The following is a 20,602-nucleotide window of genomic DNA, read 5'->3' on the forward strand; positions in this document are numbered from 1 at the left end:
CGGAGTCAACCGGTAGCCGGGCGTTCGTCGTCGTATGAGTCCGCCGGAAATTCCCGCCAGTTCCTCATCGGCGAAAAGACGATCGGGACAACAGAGGCACCGGCGAGCAGGGCCCAGATCCAGAGCACGGGTTGGACACCCATCCATGCGGCCAGCGCGCCCCCGGCGAGGCTGGCGAGCGGCATAATCCCGAGCACAAAGAGGCGGCCGCTCGCCATGACGGTTCCTAGCCTGTGGGCCGGAGCGACGCGCGGGACGATGCCGGCTCCTGCCACCGAGATGACGACAACGAGGAAGGCCCACCCAAACGCGGACGCGCCGAGCCAGAGGACAGGGAACCACGGCAGGACCGGAGCCAGTGGCGTCAGCGCGACGATCGGAGCGCAGGCGATGCCGGCGAAAATCCTAGTCCTCCCGATGCCCAATTCCTTCAGGATGGCCGGTGCTGCGAAGGCGGCCGCCAGACCGCCCAGAGCGGCGAAGGTGCCAAGCAACGCAAAAACAGCGGGGCTGAGCCCCAGGACGCCGAGGGCGTAGACCGCCGTGGCGGCGCTGCCGAACATGGTGGCCGCGTTGAGGACCATGCCGGACAGGAAGAGACCTCTGAGCACCGGGTGGTGGATGGTGAAGGACAGCCCGGCACGTGCAGCCGGCCAGAACCCTTCGTGGTGCCGGGGCGGCTTGATGTCCTCACCGACCTGGATGCTCGCGAGGGTCAGGGCGGACCAAGCGTAGGAGATTCCTGCCGTCACCAGGGCGAACGGTGCCGCGATGACGCTGAGAAGCGCCGCCGTCAGGGACGGGGAGCCTACGGCGACCAGGCTGGCTGCCGATTGCAGCCGGGCGTGGGCGTCGCTGACCTGCTCGCGGTCCACCACGGAAGGGACGAAGGCTCCATGGGCGGTGGTGAACACGACATCGGCGACGCTGATCAGCGCCACGCAGACCAGCAGGTGCCCGATCGACATTGCACCTGTCATGAAGGCCGCCGGAACGCTCAGGACGACCAGTGCCCGGAACACGTCCGCGGCGATCATCAGCGGTCGTCGGCGGAGCCTGTCCACCCAGGCACCGATTGGAACGCCCAGGACAAGGAATGCGCTCAGGCTCAGGGCGTTGATGATTCCCACTTCCAGGGCGCCAGCACCAAGCATCGAGACAGCAATGATCGGGATCACGATGCGGCTTCCTTCATCGCCCACACCCTCGAACGCGCTGGACATCCACAGCTTCCGGAACGCAACCAGCCGCATCAGTGGTGTTTTGTTGGGCGGCCGGCTCCCGGCATCTACGGCTGGCTGTAAGGTCACGCCTGACAATCTGTCAGGGTACGCCTGACACGTCAACTACACTGAACATCGTTAGCCAACGTGCTCAAGGAGAATGACGTGGAAGTCGAACTGCCACTTGAAGGCCCGATGATGTGCAGCTTCTGTGCAACACCAGCCCGCAGTAAGCGTCGCCTGGTGGCAGGTCCGGGTGTCGCCATCTGCGGGGACTGCGCCAAGTCATCCATCAAGCTCTTGAGCGGCACGGACAGCTCACCGGCAAAGGTTCCCTGGGCGACAATGACTGATGAAGAGCTACTCGCCCACCTGCCGGAAATTTCCGCAGTCGCCGCGCAAGTCGAACAGCGGCTGTGCGCCTGGGTAGGGATCGCCCGGCAAAGAAATATCAGCTGGGCACGCATTGGCGCCGCATTGGGCATGACGCGCCAGTCAGCGTGGGAACGCTTTCGGTCCCCGGACGGCCGCTGAGTCACATTGGACTGGAAGGCATACCTCGAAAGGGTCTTCGAGGGGCGCTGGCCAGGGCGTATCCTCCGCGACCGCTGCAGGGAAATCGTGCCCGGCTGTGAACAGGTACCAGTCCGTGAAGGGATCCGGCGGCAGTTCCAGGTTGGGGTCCGAGTCCAGGTCCGCGGGCAGGTCCAGATCGGGATCCCAGCCCGGATGCGCGGGCAGGTCCAGGTCGGGATCCCAACCGGGATCCGGGGGCAAGTCCAGATCGGGATCCCAACCGGGATCCGCGGGCAGGTCCAGATCGGGATCCCAACCGGGTTCCGCGGGCAGGTCCAGATCGGGATCCCAGCCGGGATCCGCGGGCGGGCCTTCTTCGTCGAAGCCTTCGCCGGTGGGCTGGAGGTGGGGTGGCCAGTCGGGTGGTTCCCAGTCCTGCTGTTCGCTGGGGTAGTACCTGCCGGAGGGTGAAGTCCAGCCGGGCGGTTTGTCTTTGCTGGCCCCGGACGGTGTCCAGGCCGAGGCGTGTTTGAGGCCGTGGTGCTTGCGGCATGGCTGGCCGAGGTTGGTGATCCCGGTGGTGCCGCCGTCGGCCCAGGCCAGGAGGTGGTCGGCCTCGTTGCCCAGGGAGGCGTTGTTGCAGCCCGGGAAGGGGCACCGGCCGTCGCGGAGCCGGAGCCAGCGGCGCATGGCCTTGGTGGGGCGGTAGTTGGTCCGGCCGATTTCCAGCGGGGCGCCGTCGCGGGGGTCGGTCAGGACGCGGTGGAAGGACTCCGCGCCGTCGGCGAGCAGGCGGCGGGCCATGGACGGCGGGATCGGCCCGTATCCGTCCAGCATCGCCGGTTCCTCGGTGGCTCCGAGCAGGGACAGGACCGGGACGGTGATCAGGACCTGCGCCCGCGGGACCGGCACATCCCCGGTTAGACCGTTGCCATCAACGCCGCCGCCGTTGCCGTCGGCGCCGGCACCGGGGCCCAGGAGCAGGGAGGCGGCGACGTCGGCGCGGAGCTGGGTCAGGGTGCGGGTCTCGTCCGGGCCCTGGAGCGCGCGGGCGGCGGCGGTGGTCCGTTCCCAGATCCCCGCGGCCGTCACCGCCGGGAGGTACGCGGAGAACCAGGCCATCCCGTCCCGGTCCGGAGCGAACTCGACCCGCCGGTCCTTCGCGGACCTGGCGTGGCGTTGTTCGATGCTGTCCGGGTGATGGCGTTCGCGCCAGGTGCGGGATTTGGCGCGGAACCGGCCCGGGACGAGGTCCCCGGCCGGGCACCCGCGGGCCGGGCTGGGCGCGTCGGGGTCCAGGAAGTGCGCCTCCAGCGCCGCCGCCCCTTCCCGGCCCAGATCACCGGTTTCGTCCACCATGATCCGGGCGTGGGCCCAGGAGATCGTCCCGGCCTGCAACGCCTCCAGGGTCAGCGGCAGCTGCGTCGTCAGGGCCTGGCTCTGACCCAGCAGGGCACCGGCGGCGTGCTCACTGACCGTCAGGACACACGCGACCTCGGCGACCATCGCCATCTCCTGGACGGAGCGGTCATGAAGAGACGCGGTCGGGGACGCCATCGCCCGGGTCGCCTCCGCGTAATCAGCGGTCAGATGCACCTTCAGCGCGGCCGAACTAGCTTCCAGAACGGCCCACCCTGAGAGTCCGTCCAGGCAGGAATCCGTCCGATCCCGCAACGGATCCGCCCACAGCGGATCAGACTCCGTCTCCCGGGACGGAACGGCGCCGGACGGATTAATGCCGGACGGATCAATGCCGGACGGATCAGCATGGTCCGCCCCGGCGCCGCTGATTGCGGTCAGCGCGGCAACGGACGCGGCGACAGCCGCCAGGGCCGCCCTGCTCTCCGCACTCCACACCGTGCTTTCCATACCCCCATCTGATCACGAGCCACCGACAATAAATGATGAAGTCGGACGCGGTCCAGCGAGACGCCCTGAGGGGCCAAGTTCCGGCCGCCCAGGGTGAAAGACCTGGATCGACCGTTGAAAAGAGGGAGGCCAAACCTCCACCATCTGAAGACCTCGACCCGCAACCCCCCGCGCAGAACTCGATCGTGTCGAAGTGATCCACGACTGACCCCTCCCACGCGGGCGCGCGCTTTGGAAAGTGCGCTGAGACGGTACCCCTCGAGCAGGTTCTGCGGGTTGGTCGGGACGCTGTACCTTGACGACAGGTCCGGCGCGGGAGTCATAATCGGTCTGGGCACCAGAGCGGTGCCGCAGGAAAGAGCCGACGGATAGTGCCGCCGGAGCAGAGGAGTCCTCGCATGACGAAGTACCTGATCTCGTTCCCTGGTGAGGCCATGGTAGTCCCCGAGGAGGAGTTCGAGGCTGTCGTCGAAGCCTCGCACGCCGTCATCGATGAGGCCAAAGCGGCGGGCGTGTACGTCTTCGGCGGCGGGATCAATGAAGACGTAGACCCGGTGCTCGTGGCCGGTGACGGCACCGTCACCGAGGGAACGTACCCGGGCCACAAGGTGCCTAACGGCGGCTACACCATTCTTGAGCTGCCCTCGCGGGAGGCGGCACTCGAGTGGGCCGCGAAGATCGCCGTCGCCTGCCGCTGCTCGCAAGAACTCCGGCAGTTCCAATACGACCCGGCAAGCTGACGACGGTAACCTCGTGCAGAGCCGATCGGCCCCTGCTGTACGTCGGCGGCTGGCTCGGCTCGTTGCCTCGGCCGGGAAAGTCCTAAAACACGTCCACGCCGTCGAGCCGCAGCTGGACCGGGTCATCGGTGCGTTTGGCCGCAGCGGCCACCTTGACCGCACGGAGCGCGCGGGTGACTTGTGCGGCCTGGCCGTAGGGGATGAACAGCAGCGTCCGCACGTCCTCATCGGCTTTTCCCTGGGACCCTGCCGGGCCGGGGCCGCCGGCCATGACGAGGGGGGCCGGGCCTGCGGTCCGCAGCACGATCCCCTGCGTGCCAAGCTGCTGCTCGACGGCCTGGCCGAAGTGCCCGACGGCGGTCCGGCCGCCGGTGATGGAGGCGACCCGGACAGCCGGCGGCAGTTGAAGTTCCTGGCGCAAAGACAGTTCCCGCTGGGCGTAGCCGGCAGGGTCCCAGCGCAGCAGGGCCCCGACGCCGGCTGCGTCGTCCGCGGTGATGACCACCAGACCGCCGTCACCCGCGGGCCGGACCAGGGCGGCGGCGTTGAACCAGCGCCGGACGGCGTCCTCCCCCGCCCGCAGGTTCTCACGCCGCAGCAACGAGTCGCCGTCGAGCAGCAGTGCCGCCGCGTAACCGCCCGCTGCGACAGGCTCCGCGCCGACCGTGGCCACGACCAGCGCTTTCGAATCCGGAACCGTGGCCAGCACCCGGTCCCCGGACGAGGTAACGACGGGTTTGCCGGGGAACGCGCGTCCGAGTTCCTCGGCCGTGCGCAGCGCCCCGGTGGCGCCCCGCCGGAGCCGGACCCCGTTGCACGTGCCGCAGCGCCAGGCCGGCGCCGGCGTCGAACACCACCGGCACTGCGGCACGGCGGAGCTCCCGCTGGCTCCGGCGATGGCCAGCGGCCCGCTGCAGGCGGTACAGCGCGCCGGTTCGCGGCAGTTGTCGCAGGCAAGCGATGGCGCGTAGCCCGCCCTCGCCACCTGGACCAGGACCGGGCCGCGTTCAAGTCCGTCCTTGGCGGCGCGCCAGGCGGCGCCCGGCAGCCGGGCAATCCTGGCCAGCGGATCATGTTCAAGTTCGTAGCTGTCCGCGGTGTTCAGCACCCGCGGAACGGTCCGGCGGACGACGGCGCGGTCCGCTTCCACCGGCCAGGCCCACCCTGCCTCGATGAGGCGCTGAGTTTCGGTGCTCCGGGTGTGCCCGGCGAGCAGGCACGCGGCACCCTCCTGCTCGGCGCGCAGCAGCAGGACCTCGCGGGAGTGGGCATAGGGTGAACGCTGCTCGATGTGCAGGTCGTCGCCGTCATCCCAGCAGACCACCAGGCCAAGATTGTGGACGGGAGCGTAGGCGGCGGAACGGGTGCCGACGGCGACCCCGGCGGCGCCGCTGAGGATGCGCAGGAAACTGCGGTAGCGCGGGGTCGGGCCGTCATCCGCGGTGAGCCGGGCTACGTCACCGGCCGGCAGGAGCTGCAGGAGGGCGGCTTCCACCCGGTCCAGGTCCCGGTAGTCGGGCACGACGACGACGGCGCCGCGGCCGGACAGGCGCACGGCCGCGACCGCCTCGGCAATCAGGCGGGGCCAGCCACCGGGACCGTAACCCTGGAGCGCGCCGAGCACGGCCCGCGGCGACTCCCCGGCGTTGAGGTGCTGCAGGAAGGCCCGGCCGTTGCGGTACGAGGACCAGCCGGAGGCTTCCAGGCCGGCGGGGATGGCCGGTCCCGCCCCGTTGTCGGCCCCGTCCGCGAAGAGGGCCGGATCCAGGACTCCCTCCGGCGCGAGATCCTTTTCGAGTTTTGCCATCCGCGGCGGCACGGCGACACGGAGGACGTCGCTGACGTTCCCGGCGTAACGCGCCGCGACGCGGTAGGCGAGGTCCGCGACGGACGCCGTCAGCACCGGGACCGGAGAGACCACCTTGTGCAGCGGGACCAGGGGGTGCCCGGCGTCGGATTCGGCCACCCGTTCGATCAGGTATCCGGCCAGTTCCTGGCCGTTGAACTTCACCTTCACCCGCACACCCGGCTGCGCCGCCGCGTCGAGCCCTGCGGGCACGCTGTAGTCGAAGGGCCGGTCAAGGTGCGGAAGGGACGACTCGAGCCGCACCCGGGCCACCGGGAACAGCTCGGCGAGGGGCGGGCCGGGGGCCGCGGCCGCGGAGGCTGGAAAGCCCTGCAGCAGCGACAACTGGAAGGGCTCGTCCGGCACGGCGGCGCCATGGATCGGGCTCATCGCGGGTGTCCTCCCTTCGGTAACGGGTCAGCGCCGGCCCAGATGGCGCCGGCTCAACAAAGAATAGCCAGGCCGCCGGGATCGGCGGCCTGGCTACAGCACATCACAGGGCAGTGACATTAATTCGGGACGGCAGTCCAAGACAAAAGTCGAGACAGCATCTCCAGACAGGGGCAGGGGCGTCTCAGGCGTTGAAGAAGGCCTTCAGCGCATCCACCCGGTCCAGCCGCTCCCAGGTGAAGTCCGGATCCTCGCGGCCGAAGTGGCCGTGCGCGGCGGTCTTGGCATAGATCGGGCGCTTGAGGTCGAGGGCGTCGATGATGGCCCGGGGGCGCAGGTCGAAGATCTCGGCGATCGCGGCACTGATCCGGGCGGGATCGACGGTCTCGGTGCCGAAGGTCTCGACGTAGGTTCCCACCGGGCGGGCCTGGCCGATCGCGTAGGCGATCTGGATTTCGGCGCGCTTCGCGAGACCGGCAGCCACCACGTTCTTGGCTACCCAGCGCATCGCGTACGCCGCCGAGCGGTCCACCTTGGACGGGTCCTTTCCGGAGAAGGCACCGCCGCCGTGGCGGGCCATGCCGCCGTAGGTGTCCACGATGATCTTGCGGCCGGTGAGCCCGGCGTCGCCGACCGGGCCGCCGATGACGAAGGCGCCGGCCGGGTTCAGGATGTTTTTGGCCCGGGAGATGTCCAGGTTGGACAGCGCCATGACCGGGTCGACGACATGGGCGGCGAGGTCGGCGCGGAGCTGGTCCAGGCTGGCGCCCTCGGCGTGCTGGCTGGAAATCACCACGGTCTCGACCGAGACGGGCCGGTCGCCGTCGTAGCCGACCGTGACCTGGGTCTTGCCGTCGGGGCGCAGGTAGGACAGTTCGCCGTTCTTGCGGACCTCGGTGAGCCGTTCGGAAAGACGGTGGGCGAGCCAGATCGGCACCGGCATGTAGGAGGGGGTCTCGTCGCTGGCGTAGCCGAACATCAGGCCCTGGTCACCGGCGCCCTGGAGATCGTAATCGTCCTCCTGGCGACCCTCGCGGGCTTCGAGCGAATTGAAGACGCCGCCGGCGATGTCGTTGGACTGCTGGCCGATCGAGACGGACACACCGCAGCGGGCGCCGTCGAACCCGTTGGCCGAGGAGTCGTAGCCGATGCCCAGGATGGTTTCCCGGACGATCTGCGGGATTTCGACGTAGGCGTCGGTGGTGACCTCGCCGGCAACGTGGACCAGCCCGGTGGTGGCCAGCGTCTCCACGGCAACCCGGGACTCGGGGTCCTTGGCCAGCAGGGCATCGAGGATCGCATCGCTGATCTGGTCGCAGATCTTGTCGGGATGGCCTTCGGTCACCGACTCGGACGTGAAGAGCCGGAGCGAGGGGGGCGTGGACCCGTGAAAGTCAGGGATGTGCAGCGGTAAAGTCACTCAACTACCTTACTGGTTGGAAAACGGACGTCCGGCGGCGTGTGTCCCTGTGCTAAGGAGACGTTGCTTACGCCGGTTCAGGCGGGCGGGACAACCCGGCTCAGCTCGGCGCTGATGCGGTCAATCACGGCAGCCGCGACGTCGGATTTGGAACCCGACGCCTCTTGGGGTTCGGAGCCGGTACGGGAAAGGATGACTACGGAGTTGGTGTCCTCGCCGAAGACCTTGTCCTGTCCCACGTGGTTGACCACCAGCAGGTCGCAGGCCTTGCGGCGCAGCTTGGCGGCGGCGTAGTCCAGGACGTCGCCGTCCGCGTCGCCGGTCTCGGCTGCGAACCCGACGATCAGCTGGTGGCGGGAGGCCGCATCCCGGGTCTCGACGAGCTCGCGCAGGATGTCCGGGTTCCGGACCAGCGAGATGACGGGATCGGCGACGTCGTCGCGCTTCTTGATTTTCGTCCCGGAGACATCCGCCGGGCGGAAGTCGGCGACGGCGGCGGCCATGATGATGACGTCGGAGTCGGCGGAGGCGTGCAGGGCGGCCTTGCGGAGCTCCAGGGCGGTCTCGACCCTGACCACGTTCACGCCGGCCGGCGGCGGGACGTCCATGTGGGCGGCCAGCAGCCGGACCCTGGCGCCGGCGTCGCGGGCGGCGGCGGCCAGCGCCACCCCCTGCTTGCCGGAGGACCGGTTGCCGAGGAACCGGACGGGATCCAGGGGTTCGCGGGTGCCGCCGGCGCTGATCGTGACGGTGAGCCCGGCCAACGGACCCCGCGGTGAGGACAGAACGCCGTCCGACGCCGGCAGCGGCGCCGTTTCCGGCGCCGACGGGGCACCGGCGAGAGCCAGTGCCGCTTCGAAGATGGCCTCGGGTTCCGGGAGCCGGCCCGGTCCGGAGTCCGAACCGGTCAGCCGGCCGGAGGCGGGCTCCAGCACGGTGACGCCCCGGCTGCGGAGCGTCTCGACGTTGGCCTGGGTCGCCGGGTGCTGCCACATCTCGGTGTGCATGGCGGGGGCCATCAGCACCGGGCAGCCGCCGGCCATCAGGAGGGTGTTGCTCAGGAGGTCGTTGGCCTGGCCGGTGGCAGCGCGTGCCAGCAGGTCGGCGGTGGCGGGGGCCACCACGATTAGCTCGGCCTCGTGGCCGAGGCGGACGTGGTTGACCGTGTGCACGTCGTCGAAGACGCTGTTGCTGACCGGATGCCCGGACAGCGCCTCCCACGTGGCGACGCCGACGAAACGGGTCGCGGCCTCCGTGGGGATGACGGTGACGTCATGGCCGGCTTCAGTAAAAAGCCGGAGGAGCGACGCCACCTTGTAGGCGGCTATCCCTCCCCCGACTCCGAGGACTATGCGCATGTGAGACCCCGCCTGCGGCTGCGTGATTACTCTGCAGGTTCGATCGGCGTGGAAACGAGCTTGCCTTCGTTGATCTCGCGCAGGGCGATGGAGAGCGACTTCTCGTTCAGCTTAGTGTCGACCAGCGGGCCGACGTACTCGAACAGGCCCTCGTGCAGCTGGGCGTAGTACGCGTTGATCTGGCGGGCGCGCTTGGCGCCGAAAATCACCAGTCCGTACTTCGAATCAGCGGCCTTCAGCAGCTCGTCGATCGGCGGGTTGATGATGCCTTCAAGGTTCGTGGACACGAATTCTCCAAATTCTAACGGGCCGATACGTCCCGGCGCCTAGCGTGGGTTCGGGGTCAGCCCCATGAGTGAAACAAGCTCGTCCGCTGCCCGTCGAACGTCATCATTGATGACGGTGTGGTCAAACTCCGGTTCAGCGGCAAGTTCTAGTTTAGCGGTTTCCAACCTCTGCTGCTGTTCTTCCGCTGTTTCCGTGCCGCGGCCCACCAGGCGGCGGACCATTTCGTCCCAGCTCGGCGGTGCCAGGAAGACAAACTGGGCCTCCGGCACGGCCTGCTTGACCTGCCGGGCGCCCTGGAGGTCGATCTCCAGGAGCACCGAACGGCCGTCGGCGATCGCGGCGTCCACCGTGCTGCGCAGGGTGCCGTAGCGGTTGCGTCCGTGGACCACGGCCCACTCCAGGAGTTCGCCGTTCTCGACCAGGGAATCGAATTCCTCGGCGGACTTGAAGAAGTAATGCACGCCGTCGACTTCGCCGGGCCGAGGGGGCCGGGTGGTCGCCGAGACGGAAAGCCAGACGCCGGGATAGTTGTCCCGGATGTAGGTGGACACGGTGCCTTTGCCAACAGCCGTCGGGCCGGCGAGGACTGTCAGTCCCGGTTTCTTGCTCACATATTCCTTCGTGCGGGGTGGGTCAGCGCGGCGGACCGGGCTGTTTGTCGTCTATAAAATCTACCAGCGCCCGGCGCTGGTGAATTCCCAGGCCGCGGACCCGGCGCGACGCCGCGATGCCGAGCTGTTCCATGATGGCCGCGGCCCGCACCCTCCCGATGCCGGGAAGCGCCTCGAGCAGTTCCACGATCCTCATCCGCGCGATCGCGTCGTCAGTCTCCCCGGCGCTGAGCAGCTCCGCAATGGACAGCTCTCCGGTCTTGAGCCGGTCCTTGGCGGTGGCCCGGGTGGTCCTGGCGGCGGCGGCCTTGCCCAAGGCGTCGGCACGCTCCTGCGGAGTGAGGGGTCGCAGACTCACTGAATGCCTCCCTGCATTGTCGGGCGGACCGCGCAAACGGCCCGGCCGGACGGGCCGAACAGCACCCCGGCCGGTACCGCGGACTTGTCCTGAACCTACCGTCTTGACGAGGCAGAAATCAATGCACAAGTTCGGCGGCGCGGCCACCCGGAACAGACAACGGCGGACCGGCGGCAGACCAGCGGCGGCCGTGCGACGGCGCCTGGCCTCGGCCATCTGACACGAATGGCCGCCATTCCGTGCTCGACTGCAGCGATCTGACACGAATGGCCGCTATTCCGTGCTCGACTGCAGCGATCTGACACGAATGGCCGCTATTCCGTGCTCGACTGCAGCGATCTGACACGAATGGCCGCTATTCCGCGCACCATAACGGCCATTTGCGTCACATAGGTGCGCCGAGACGCCTGACAGCGGTCTCCGGCTGCGGCGGTCTGACACGAATGGCCGCTATTCCGGGCCCGACTGCAGCGATCTGACACGAATGGCCGCTATTCCGGGCCCGACTGCAGCGATCTGACACGAATGGCCGCTATTCCGCGGACCATAACAGCCATTTGCGTCACATGGGTGCGCCGAGACGCCTGATAGCGGTCTCCGGCTGCGGCGATCTGACACGAATGGCCGCCATTCCGGGAACCATAGCGGCCATTCGCGTCACATGGGTGCGCCGAGACGCCTGACAGCGGTCTCCGGCTGCGGCCATCTGACACGAATGGCCGCTATTCCGTGCTCGGCTGCGGCGATCTGACACGAATGGCCGCTATTCCGCGGACCATAACAGCCATTTGCGTCACACTGGTGCCCCGAGACTCGTGGTGAGGGCCTTCCGGGTGCCGGGACCAGCCCGGCCTCCCTGCTCGCCGCCGGGGCACCTCGGCCGCTGTGCCCGATGTGATTCTTGTGGCCCCTGTGCCCGCAAATAAATACAGCATGACGTTCATGGCTACGTGGCACCAATGGCTACGCCGCGCGCAGCTCCTCGAGGGTCCGCCGGGCGGCGTCGCGCAGGTCCTGGATCCGCGGGCCGGCGCCGAGGATGTCACGGCTGGACGTTCCAAGCACCTGGCCGTAGGCGCTGCCGAAGGTGCGGCGCAGATCCGCGGCAGTGGCGCCCTGCGCGCCGAGGCCCGGAGCCAGGATCGGACCGCGCACCGCGGCGAGATCGAGGTCCAGGTCCGTGAGGGCGGAGCCGACCGTCGCGCCGACGACGAGGCCGGTGGACCCCAGCTCCCCCGCGTAGCGCTTGTTCTCTGCTGCGGCTGCCCGCACGATCCGGCGGGCAACGGAGTCCGCGCCGCCGACGTGCTGGACGGACGCGCCCTCCAGGTTGGATGTCAGCGCCAGGACGAAGACGCCGCGGCCGGTCTGCGCCGCGAGGTCCAGGGCCGGGCGGAGCGATTCGAAGCCCAGATACGGGCTCAGCGTGACCGAGTCGGCTGCCAGGGCGGACCCGTCCCGCAGCCAGGCATCTGCGTAAGCGGCCATGGTGGAGCCGATGTCGCCGCGCTTCGCGTCGGCGATGGTCAGCACCGAGGCGTCCGCCGCCGCGGCAAGGGTGCGCTCCAGCACGGCCATGCCCTGGGAGCCGTGCCGCTCGTACAGCGCCACCTGAGGCTTGACCGCGGCAGCGAGCGAAGCCACCGCTTCCAGGACGGTGAGCGAGAACCGCTCCAGCCCGGCGACGTCGTCGTTCAGTCCCCAGCTGCCCAGCAGCGCCGGGTGCGGGTCGATCCCGACGCACAACGGGCCGCGGTCCGCCATGGCCCGGCCCAGCCGGGAGCCGAAGGACTCCCGGCCGGCCGTGCCGCCGGTGCTGCCCTCAGGCATGCCGTCAGCCGGCATTCTGCGTGACCCGTTCCTGCGCGACCCGTTCGTGCGAGGCGAAGAGTGCCGCCGCGTGCTCCTGCAGGCTCGTGACCGACCACTCGTAGGTGCGCAGCGCCTCGATGGCCTGGACGGCGGCGTTGAACTCGGCGACCGTCGTGATGCACGGGATGCCGATCGAGGTAGCGGCGGCGCGCAGCTCGTAGCCGTCGCTGCGGGCCTCGCCGCCCGAGGGGGTGTTGAAGACCATGTCGATCTCCCCGGCGATGACGAGGTCGGCGATGGTGCCCTCCCCCTCGGCGCTGGAGCCCTCGGCGACCTTCCGGACCGGGGTGGCCTGGATGCCGTTGCGGCGCAGCACATCGGCGGTGCCGCCGGTGGAGACGATCTCGAAGCCGAGGTCGGAGAGGCGCTTGACTCCCATGATGACCGAGCGCTTGTCCCGGTTGGCCACCGAGACGAAGATCTTGCCCTCGGTGGGCAGCGCGTTGTTGGCGGCGGCCTGGCTCTTGGCGAAGGCGGTGTCGAAGTGCTTGTCGATGCCCATGACCTCGCCGGTGGACCGCATTTCCGGCCCGAGCAGCGAATCGACGACCTTGCCCTCCGGCGTGCGGAAGCGGCTGAACGGCAGCACGGCTTCCTTGACCGAGACCGGGGCGTCCAGCGGCAGCGTGGACCCGTCACCGGTTTCCGGCAGCATCTTGTAGGCCGTGCGGAGCTGGTTGACGGTGACGCCGGTGCCGATCAGGGCAGCGGCCTTCGCCATCTGCACGCCGGTCGCCTTGGAGACGAACGGCACCGTGCGGGAGGCCCGCGGGTTGGCTTCCAAGACATAGAGCACGTCGGAGGCCAAGGCGAACTGGATGTTGATCAGGCCGCGGACACCCACGCCCTCGGCGATCGCCAGCGTCGCGGCGCGGACCCGCTCGAGCACGTTGTTGCCCAGGGTGATGGGCGGCAGCACGCAGGCCGAGTCGCCGGAGTGGATGCCAGCTTCCTCGATGTGCTCCATGATGCCGCCGAGGTACATCTCGGTGCCGTCGTAGAGGGCGTCGACGTCGATTTCGACGGCGTCCTCGAGGAACCGGTCGATCAGCACCGGGTGCTCGGTGGTGATCTCGGTGGCGTTGGCAATGTAGCGCGAGAGATTGGGCTCGTCGTAGACGATCTCCATGCCGCGGCCGCCGAGCACGTAGGACGGCCGGACCAGGACCGGGTAGCCGATCTCATCGGCGATCTTCTTGGCGTCCTCGAAGGACACGGCCGTGCCGTTCTTCGGCGAGATCAGCCCGGCCTTGTCGAGCACCCGGGAGAAGGCGCCGCGGTGCTCGGCCAGGTCGATCGCTTCCGGGGACGTGCCGAGGATCGGCACGCCGGCGTCGGCTAGCTGCTGGGCGAGCTTGAGCGGGGTCTGGCCGCCGAGCTGGACGAAGACGCCCATCACGCCGCCGGTGCGCTCCTCCGCCGCGATGACCTCCAGCACGTCCTCCAGGGTGAGCGGCTCGAAGTACAGCCGGGTGGAGACGTCGTAGTCGGTGGAGACGGTCTCGGGGTTGCAGTTGACCATCACGGTCTCGTAGCCGGCCTTGCGCAGCGCCATCGAGGCGTGCACGCAGGAGTAGTCGAATTCGATGCCCTGCCCGATCCGGTTCGGGCCGGACCCGAGGATGATAATGGACGGTTTGGCGTGCAGCGCGACCTCGTCCTCCTCGTCGTAGGAGGAGTAGTGGTACGGGGTGTACGCGGCAAATTCGGCGGCGCAGGTGTCCACGGTCTTGTACACCGGGCGGATGCCGAGGGCCTGCCGGACGCCGCGGACGACGTCCTCGGAGTTGTGCGTCAGGGCCCCGATCTGCTCGTCGGAGAAGCCGTGGCGCTTGGCGCGCTTGAGCATCTCCGGGGTCAGCGCGGCGGCCTTGCGGATCTCGACGGAGATCTCGTTCAGCAGCTGGAGCTGGTCCAGGTACCACGGGTCGATCTTCGTGGCTTCGAAGAGCTGCTCCACGGTGGCGCCGCCGAGCATGGCCCGCTGGACCTGGTGCAGGCGGTCGGTGGTGGGCCGCTTGGACTTCTCGATCAGCTCCGCGACTTCCCATTCCGGGACGTGGCTGAAGTCCAGCTGGGAGCCCTTCTGCTCCAGGGACCGCAGCGCCTTCTGCAGGGCCTCGGTGAAGTTCCGGCCCATGGCCATGGCCTCGCCCACCGACTTCATGGTGGTGGTCAGGGTGGGATCCGCCGCCGGGAACTTCTCGAACGCGAACCGCGGGACCTTCACGACGACGTAGTCCAGGGTCGGCTCGAAGGACGCCGGGGTCTTCTGGGTGATGTCGTTCGGGATCTCGTCGAGCGTGTAACCGAGGGAGAGCTTGGTGGCGATCTTGGCGATCGCGAAGCCGGTGGCCTTGGAGGCCAGGGCGGAGGAACGGGAGACGCGCGGGTTCATCTCGATCACGACGACGCGGCCGGTGTCCGGCTCGACGGCGAACTGGATGTTGCAACCGCCGGTGTCGACGCCGACCTCGCGGATGACGGCGATGGAGATGTCGCGCAGGCGCTGGTACTCGCGGTCCGTCAGGGTCAGGGCCGGGGCGACGGTGATCGAGTCGCCGGTGTGCACGCCGACCGGGTCGAAGTTCTCGATGGAGCAGACGACCACGACGTTGTCGTTCTTGTCGCGCATCATCTCGAGCTCGTATTCCTTCCAGCCCAGGATGCTCTCTTCGAGCAACACCTCGGACGTGGGGCTGTACTGCAGCCCCTGGCCGACGATCCGGCGGAGGTCCTTCTCGTCGTAGGCGAGGCCGGAGCCGAGGCCGCCCATGGTGAAGGAGGGCCGGACGACCATCGGGTAGCCGAGGTCCTCGGCGGCGGCCAGTGCCTCGTCGATGGTGTGGATGATGTGGCTGCGGGCCGATTCGGCGCCGCAGCGTTCCACGACGCCCTTGAACTTCTCGCGGTCCTCGCCGAGTTCAATCGCGGCAATGTTGGCGCCGATCAGCTCGACGTTGTACTTCTCCAGCACGCCGTTCTTGTCCAGGGCGATGGCGGTGTTCAGCGCGGTCTGGCCGCCCAGGGTGGGCAGGAGCGCGTCCGGGCGTTCCTTGGCGATGATCTTCTCGACCACCTCCGGGGTGATCGGCTCGATGTAGGTGGCGTCGGCGAACTCCGGGTCGGTCATGATGGTGGCCGGGTTGGAGTTGACGAGGATGACGCGGAGGCCTTCCTCCTTGAGGACGCGCAGTGCCTGGGTGCCGGAGTAGTCGAATTCGGCGGCCTGGCCGATCACAATCGGACCGGAACCGATGACCAGGACGCTCTTAAGGTCAGTTCTCTTGGGCATTACTTCGTATCCTCAGTCTTGGATTCGGTGGCAGTCTTTGTCTTTGAAGCAGTGTCCGCCATCAGGTCGATGAAGCGGTCGAAGAGGTAGGCGGCGTCGTGCGGTCCGGAGGCGGCCTCGGGGTGGTACTGCACCGAGAACGCCGGGATGTCCAGGCAGGACAGGCCTTCGACGACGTCGTCGTTGAGACTCACGTGGCTGACCTCGACGCGGCCGAAGCGCTCCTCGGGGGCCTGCGTGGCGCCGTCGAGCGGGGCGTCGACGGCGAAGCCGTGGTTCTGCGAGGTGATCTCGACCTTGCCGGTGCGGCGGTCCATCACCGGCTGGTTGATGCCGCGGTGGCCGTAGCGCAGTTTGTAGGTGCCGAAGCCCAGGGCGCGGCCCAGGATCTGGTTGCCGAAGCAGATCCCGAAGTACGGGATCTTCTCGTCCAGGACAGAGCGGAGCAGCTTGACCTGGCTGTCGGCGGTGGCGGGGTCGCCCGGGCCGTTGGACATAAAGAAGCCGTCGGGGTTGACCGCCTGGACGTCGGCCAGGGTGGCGGTGGCCGGCAGCACGTGCACGCGGACGCCGCGCTCGGCGAACCGGATCGGGGTCATCCGCTTGATGCCGAGGTCGATCGCGGCGATGCTGAACCGCGGCTCGCCGTCCCAGCCCCAGTCCTTGGGCTCCACGGTGTAGGCCTCGTCCACGCTGACTTCCTCGGCCAGGCGTGAGCCTTCCATCGGGGCACTCGCCAGGACGGCGTCCACGAGTTCCTTGTCCGTGGCCCGGACGGCGTCGCCGGAGAAGATCCCGGCGCGCATGGTCTTGTGTTCGCGCAGGTGGCGGGTGATGGCGCGGGTGTCCACGCCCTGGATGCCCACGATTCCCTGCTCGAGAAGCTCATCGTCCAGGGAACGCTCGGAGCGCCAGTTGGAGGGCCGGCGGGCGGCATCGCGGACGATGTAGCCGGCCACCCAGATCCGCCGGGACTCGGCGTCGTCCTTGTTCACGCCGGTGTTGCCGATGTGCGGGGCGGTCTGGACCACCAGCTGGCGGGCGTAGGAGGGGTCCGTGATGGTCTCCTGGTAGCCGGTCATGCCGGTCGCGAACACGGCCTCGCCGAGCGCGGTTCCGGTGGCGCCGTAGCTGGTCCCGCGGAAAATCCGGCCGTCCTCGAGGACGAGGGCTGCCGGGGTGGATGCTGCTGCTGTTGCTGACACTGTTTGTGAACCTTCGTTGGAGTCCGTCACGTCGTTACTTTCCACTATCGGCATCGGCCTGAGGGGCCGCGGGGATCAAATCTTGCAGGGCGTTGAGGAGGGTGGTTTTGTCGTCGGCGTGCCGGGTGCGGAACCCGGAATCCAGTTCACGGCTGCCGAGCATCCAGCTGAGCACCAGCAGGCCGTCCTTTTCGACGAACTTGCCGGCCATGCCGCTTTCCTGCCGCACCCCGGTGAGGCTGGCGGCCGGGATGAAGACCGGGCCGGCGCCGGAGCGGTCGAAGAGCACGCCCTCCGGGTGGACGCTGAGTTCGGCGTTGGTGCGGATCCCCAGGTTGTGCACGGCGATGCGGTCCAGCCAGTCGCCGGCGGTGGTGGAGGCCACGTACTGGCCGTCGGCGACCGCCACGGCCGCGCCCAGTTCCGCCGGGATCTCCGGCAGCGGGTCGACGTCGGCCTGGCGGCGCAGCCGGTTCCGCCAGCCGAGCCAGATCAGGGCCAGCGCGACGCCGATCAGGACCAGCGTGAGGATCAGCGACAGTTCCTTGACCATCAGATGCTGCCTGCCGCGGTGCCGGGCTGCTCGGTGTTTTCGGGGAGCCACCGGTACGGGGTGTTCAGTTTGCCGTCGAGGACGGTGGGGTGGCCCTTGAAGAACGTCGCGACCACCTTGCCGGGCAGTTCCCGGCCGGCAAACGGAGAGTTACGGCCCATGGTTGCCATCTTAGAAGGGTCCACGGTCCAGCGCGCAGCCGGGTCCACGAGTGTGACGTTGGCGGGTTCGCCGGCGTCGAGCGGGCGGCCCTGGTCCTCCAGCCGGCCGATCGCGGCCGGCGCCGTGGAGGTGACCCGGGCGAAGTCAGCCCAGCCCATCAGCCCGGTTTCGATCATGGTGTGCTGCACCACGGACAGCGCGGTTTCCAGCCCGGTCATGCCCATGGCGGCCTGCGCCCATTCGCATTCCTTGTGCTCGCTCGGGTGGGGGGCGTGGTCGGTGCCCACGACGTCGATCGTGCCGTCGGCCAGTGCGGCGCGCAGGGCCTGGACGTCGGCGTCGGTGCGCAGCGGCGGGTTGACCTTGTAGACCGGGTCGTAGCTGCGGGCCAGCTCGTCCGTGAGCCAGAGGTGGTGCGGGGTGACCTCGGCCGTGACGTTGACGCCGCGGGACTTGGCCCAGCGGATGATCTCCACGGATCCGGCCGTGGAGACGTGGCAGACGTGCAGCCGGGAGCCCACGTGCTGGGCGAGCAGCACGTCGCGGGCGATGATGCTTTCCTCGGCGACGGCGGGCCAGCCGGTGAGGCCGAGGACGGCGGAGACCTCGCCCTCGTTCATCTGCGCCCCGGCGGTGAGCCGCGGTTCCTGCGCGTGCTGGGCCACGACGCCGTCGAACGCCTTGACGTATTCCAGCGCGCGGCGCATCAGGACGGGATCGTGGACGCAGATCCCGTCGTCGGAAAAGACCCGGACGTGGGCGCGGGAGTCGGCCATCGCGCCGAGTTCGGCCAGCTGCTCCCCCGCGAGGCCGACCGTGACCGCGCCGACCGGGCGGACGTCCACCCAGCCGGCGGTCCGGCCGAGGGTGAGGACCTGCTCGACGACGCCGGCGGTGTCCGCCACCGGGGTGCTGTTCGCCATCGCGTGCACGGCCGTGTAGCCGCCCAGGGCCGCGGCACGGGTGCCGGTCTCGACCGTTTCGGCGTCTTCGCGGCCGGGTTCGCGCAGGTGGGTGTGGATGTCCACCATGCCGGGGAGGGCCACGAGCCCGGCGGCCTCGATGACGGTCGCGCCGTCGGCCGGAAGGTTCTGCCCGCGTTCGGCGATGATCCCGTCCCGGATGAGGAGGTCTTCAGGGGCTCCGCCGAGGATGGCGGCGCCGCGGATCAGGTAGGCACCGGTGCCTGCGTCCTGTTGCTGTGATGCCATTAGTGGCTCTCCTTGGTGACGAGGGCGGAGGTGTGCTCTGCGGGGGTGGAATGGGTGGAGTTCGCCTGGTGCGCCGGTTCGCGGGTGTCCCCGGAGAGCAGCAGGTACAGGGCTGCCATGCGGATGGACACGCCGTTGCGGACCTGGGCCAGCACCGTGGAGCGGGGCGAGTCGGCCGCGGCGGAGGAGATCTCCAGGCCGCGGTTCATCGGCCCGGGGTGCATGATGATGGTGTCCTTGAGGCCCAGGCTGTCCAGAGCGCGGAGCCGGTTGTCGTCGAAGCCCCAGCGGCGGGAGTATTCGCGGGTGGTCGGGAAGAAGGAGGCATTCATCCGTTCGCCCTGCACGCGCAGCATCATCATCGCGTCGACGCCGCGGGCCAAGGTCTCGTCGAGGTCGTAGCTGACGCTGCACGGCCACTTTTCGACGCCGATCGGCAGCAGCGTCGGCGGGGCGACGAGAGTGACCTCGGCGCCGAGGGTGCGCAGCAGCCAGACGTTGGAGCGGGCCACCCGGGAGTGCAGCACGTCCCCGGCGATCGCGACCCGCATGCCGCTGAGGTCGGCGCCGGCGGACGGGTGCCGGCCAGTTTGGACCAGTGCCGGCGCATGGTGAAGGCGTCCAGCAGCGCCTGGGTGGGGTGTTCGTGGGTGCCGTCGCCGGCGTTGATCACGGCGGCGTCGATCCAGTCCGTGGCGGCGAGCCGGTGCGGGGCGCCGGAGGCCCAGTGCCGGATGACGACCGCGTCCGCCCCCATCGCGGAGAGGGTCTGGGCCGTGTCCTTGAGGGATTCACCCTTGGAGACGGAGGAGCCCTTCGCCGCGAAGTTGATGACGTCGGCGGAGAGCCGTTTGGCGGCGGCTTCGAAGGAGATCCGGGTGCGCGTGGAGTCCTCGAAGAACAGGTTGACGACGGTGCGGCCGCGCAGGGTGGGAAGCTTTTTGACCTCGCGCTCCCCCACGGCCGCCATTTCCTCGGCGGTGTCAAGGATGCGGATGGCGTTGGACCGGCTCAGGTCTTCGGTGGAGAGCAGGTGCCTCACGCGGTGGCCTCGATGACCACTTCGTTGACCGGAACACCGTCGACCGCATCGGTTTCGGCGAGCCGGACCCGGACCTTCTCGGAGGAGGAGGTGGGGAGGTTCTTGCCGACGTGGTCCGCGCGGATGGGCAGTTCCCGGTGGCCGCGGTCGATCAGCACCGCGAGGCGGACGCTGCGCGGGCGGCCGAGGTCGATGATCGCGTCGAGGGCGGCCCGGATGGTCCGCCCGGAGTACAGGACGTCGTCAATCAGCACCACAACCTTGTTGTCGATGCCGGTGCGGGGAAGCTGGGTGGGGTACGGCGGGCGCATCCCCTGGTGCGAGAGGTCGTCGCGGAACATGGTTACGTCCAGCTGCCCGACGATTGCGGCGGGGTCCACGGTGGGATCGGCGGCGGCAATCTTGGCGGCGAGCCGGACGGCGAGGGGGTAGCCGCGGCGCGGGATGCCCAGCAGGACCAGGTCCTGGGAGCCCTTGTTGGACTCCAGGATTTCGTGGGCGATACGAGTGAGTGCACGGTCGATGTCCGCCTGGTTGAGTACCACTCGGGTAAGTACAACCTTGGCCGGAACCGGTGCTTCTGGAACAGAAGTCAACGCTCGTCTCCCCTTTCCCCGCCTCACGGGACGGAATTAAAAAAGGA

Annotated in this window: 16 protein-coding genes and 1 pseudogene; 2 read left to right on the plus strand and 15 right to left on the minus strand. The window is 68.8% G+C overall.

Annotated elements, in window-relative coordinates:
- Positions 1-5 precede the first annotated feature (5 nt).
- Entirely contained in the window at positions 6-1,253 is a 1,248-nt protein-coding gene (locus AC06G6_RS10485; protein WP_479821774.1) for an MFS transporter, read from the minus strand.
- 135 nt (positions 1,254-1,388) lie between these two features.
- Between AC06G6_RS10485 and AC06G6_RS10490 the strand changes: the two genes are divergently transcribed.
- Complete coding sequence (locus AC06G6_RS10490; protein ID WP_479821777.1) at positions 1,389-1,757, plus strand: ClpX C4-type zinc finger protein; 369 nt, start codon at positions 1,389-1,391, stop codon at positions 1,755-1,757.
- Here the strand turns inward: AC06G6_RS10490 and AC06G6_RS10495 are convergent.
- A complete protein-coding gene (locus tag AC06G6_RS10495) occupies positions 1,719-3,608 on the minus strand; it encodes an HNH endonuclease signature motif containing protein (protein WP_479821779.1) in 1,890 nt (629 codons plus the stop codon). The two genes, AC06G6_RS10490 and AC06G6_RS10495, sit on opposite strands and share 39 nt — an antisense overlap.
- Before the next feature lie 398 nt (positions 3,609-4,006).
- Between AC06G6_RS10495 and AC06G6_RS10500 the strand changes: the two genes are divergently transcribed.
- On the plus strand, positions 4,007-4,348 hold the full coding sequence (locus AC06G6_RS10500) for a YciI family protein (RefSeq protein WP_479821781.1): 342 nt from the start codon (positions 4,007-4,009) through the stop codon (positions 4,346-4,348).
- Positions 4,349-4,430: 82 nt separating this feature from the next.
- Here AC06G6_RS10500 and AC06G6_RS10505 read toward each other — a convergent pair whose 3' ends face one another.
- The 13 genes and pseudogenes from AC06G6_RS10505 to pyrR all read right to left on the minus strand — a co-directional run bounded on the left by AC06G6_RS10505 (position 4,431) and on the right by pyrR (position 20,555).
- Entirely contained in the window at positions 4,431-6,584 is a 2,154-nt protein-coding gene (locus AC06G6_RS10505; protein ID WP_479821783.1) for a primosomal protein N', read from the minus strand.
- Positions 6,585-6,768: 184 nt separating this feature from the next.
- Entirely contained in the window at positions 6,769-8,004 is a 1,236-nt protein-coding gene (gene metK / locus AC06G6_RS10510) for a methionine adenosyltransferase (RefSeq protein ID WP_307465293.1), read from the minus strand.
- A gap of 77 nt (positions 8,005-8,081) precedes the next feature.
- Positions 8,082-9,362, minus strand: coding sequence for a bifunctional phosphopantothenoylcysteine decarboxylase/phosphopantothenate synthase (locus AC06G6_RS10515; protein WP_479821785.1), 1,281 nt, complete (start codon positions 9,360-9,362; stop codon positions 8,082-8,084).
- A 26-nt stretch (positions 9,363-9,388) separates the two neighbouring features.
- Positions 9,389-9,649: a DNA-directed RNA polymerase subunit omega gene (rpoZ, locus tag AC06G6_RS10520; RefSeq protein WP_011692102.1), complete on the minus strand. Its 261-nt coding sequence runs from the start codon at positions 9,647-9,649 to the stop codon at positions 9,389-9,391.
- Positions 9,650-9,688: 39 nt separating this feature from the next.
- On the minus strand, positions 9,689-10,261 hold the full coding sequence (gene gmk / locus AC06G6_RS10525; protein WP_479821787.1) for a guanylate kinase: 573 nt from the start codon (positions 10,259-10,261) through the stop codon (positions 9,689-9,691).
- Positions 10,262-10,283: 22 nt separating this feature from the next.
- Positions 10,284-10,619 (minus strand): integration host factor, actinobacterial type, encoded by a 336-nt coding sequence (gene mihF, locus AC06G6_RS10530; RefSeq protein ID WP_479821789.1) that lies wholly within the window; start codon positions 10,617-10,619, stop codon positions 10,284-10,286.
- Between the two features lie 963 nt (positions 10,620-11,582).
- Positions 11,583-12,449 (minus strand): orotidine-5'-phosphate decarboxylase, encoded by an 867-nt coding sequence (gene pyrF / locus AC06G6_RS10535; RefSeq protein WP_479821791.1) that lies wholly within the window; start codon positions 12,447-12,449, stop codon positions 11,583-11,585.
- Between the two features lie 4 nt (positions 12,450-12,453).
- Positions 12,454-15,786 carry a carbamoyl-phosphate synthase large subunit gene (gene carB, locus AC06G6_RS10540; protein ID WP_479821793.1) on the minus strand — a complete coding sequence of 1,111 codons (3,333 nt, stop codon included), beginning with the start codon at positions 15,784-15,786 and terminating at the stop codon, positions 12,454-12,456.
- Positions 15,786-17,045, minus strand: a complete 1,260-nt coding sequence (gene carA, locus AC06G6_RS10545; RefSeq protein WP_479821795.1) for a glutamine-hydrolyzing carbamoyl-phosphate synthase small subunit — start codon at positions 17,043-17,045, stop codon at positions 15,786-15,788. Before carA ends, carB begins: the two co-directional genes overlap by 1 nt.
- Positions 17,026-17,544 (minus strand): PH-like domain-containing protein, encoded by a 519-nt coding sequence (locus AC06G6_RS10550; protein ID WP_479821798.1) that lies wholly within the window; start codon positions 17,542-17,544, stop codon positions 17,026-17,028. Before AC06G6_RS10550 ends, carA begins: the two co-directional genes overlap by 20 nt.
- Complete coding sequence (locus AC06G6_RS10555; RefSeq protein WP_479821800.1) at positions 17,544-18,917, minus strand: dihydroorotase; 1,374 nt, start codon at positions 18,915-18,917, stop codon at positions 17,544-17,546. Before AC06G6_RS10555 ends, AC06G6_RS10550 begins: the two co-directional genes overlap by 1 nt.
- Positions 18,917-19,959: pseudogene (locus AC06G6_RS10560) on the minus strand (aspartate carbamoyltransferase catalytic subunit). The gene AC06G6_RS10555 and the pseudogene AC06G6_RS10560 overlap by 1 nt, the downstream one beginning before the upstream one ends.
- Positions 19,956-20,555, minus strand: coding sequence for a bifunctional pyr operon transcriptional regulator/uracil phosphoribosyltransferase PyrR (gene pyrR / locus AC06G6_RS10565; RefSeq protein ID WP_479821802.1), 600 nt, complete (start codon positions 20,553-20,555; stop codon positions 19,956-19,958). The pseudogene AC06G6_RS10560 and the gene pyrR overlap by 4 nt, the downstream one beginning before the upstream one ends.
- Between the last annotated feature and the right edge of the window lie 47 nt (positions 20,556-20,602).

It is taken from the genome of Arthrobacter sp. CJL-S3 (assembly GCF_056711635.1).